General features: G+C 68.2%; 2 protein-coding genes. Both read right to left on the bottom strand.

What is annotated here, in order from left to right:
• A partial coding sequence (locus EB084_25830) for a TonB family protein (protein ID NDD31684.1) occupies positions 1-928 on the bottom strand: 928 nt, incomplete at its 3' end.
• The coding region (locus EB084_25825) for a hypothetical protein (GenBank protein NDD31683.1) at positions 925-1,260 on the bottom strand (336 nt) is incomplete at its 5' end. The genes EB084_25830 and EB084_25825, both read right to left, overlap by 4 nt.

Below are 1,260 nucleotides of genomic sequence, written 5' to 3'. Positions count from 1 at the left end.
GCCCTCCCCGAGAGCCGAAGCACACGGGAGCCTGGATGGTCTCCGCCACGGGCACGCCATTGTCGAGCGCTGGCAGCCAGACGGTGCTGCCCGCGACGGCCCACGCCACCTTGTCCATGAGCTCGTCGCCGGACGACTGCACGAGAGACTGAGGCTTGGGCGTGCCATCGGTTCCGATCGTGAGAGAGATGGTCACCTGCCCGACCCGTCCTTCGAGCTTCTTCAGGTCGTCGCTTGATGTGATGAGCGGCTTGAAGCGCACGAGATAGGGGGCCTGGTGGGGACGGGCCCGGACCTCGGCGATGTTGAAGCCCGCGCGCGCGGCAAGCTCGTCCCAGGTGTTCGGGAAGCTGTAGTACTCGCCCTCGCGCAGCGGAAGCTGGCAGCGCGGCGCATTGTCGTAGATGAAGTCACCGTGGCTGCCCTGCCCACCTCCGTCTCCGGGCGGACCACCCGCCGCTTCTCCTGATCCTCCCCCCCCGCTGCCGTTGCCGGCACCCTGACCCGTGCCCTGTCCCGTGCCTCCCGCCGAGACGGGCATGGTGGGACCGGTGCCCGTGGTGGCGGCGAGGATTCTAGGGCCGCCTCCCGGGGTCACGGGCTTGTTCGGCCTGGCCGTGCCCGGGGGCTTGGGATTGGGCACCTGCGTGGGAAACGCCACCTGATGCGTGGGCTTCTTCGAGGCCGTTGAAGGACGAGGCGTGCCCGGGTTGGTCTTGGGAAGCTTCACCAGCTCGACCGGGTTCGTCACCTGCGCGCGCTCCGGGCTCGTGAAGAAATCTGTGGACGGCTTCACCTTCGAGAGCACGACGTACGTGAAGAGAATCGTGACGTGCAGCAGAACCGCCACGCCCACGCACGTCAGCAGCACCGGGTCGACAGTCCGTCGCGCAGGCTGGAACGGCACCGGCACCATGTAGTGGTTCACTGTGGATGCGCTCCCGTCTTGTCATCGCGGGAAGCCGCCCCCCCGCAGGTCCGCTCGAGATGATGCAGTGCGTCGACACAGTCGGCGCGACTGCGATCTGCTTCGAGGTGCCGACGCAGGGCCCCCATCTGGTCGGCGGTGAGCAGGCGAGATGTCTCGTCCTCGAGGGCCACATCGAACGCCGTGGGCGCCCCCTCGAAGTTCGCCCGGATGCGCGAGAGAAGCGGCTGCAGACGCTGCCGCTGTTCGGGGGTGAGCCGCAAGGCGTCGGTGCGCTGCTCGAGCCAGACGAGGCCAACCACGAGGTCGCGCAGATGAAGCACGGTGCCCTG

Source organism: Pseudomonadota bacterium (genome assembly GCA_010028905.1).
Taxonomy (GTDB): Bacteria; Vulcanimicrobiota; Xenobia; order RGZZ01; family RGZZ01; genus RGZZ01.
This window is presented reverse-complemented; position numbering and strand designations above follow the sequence as displayed.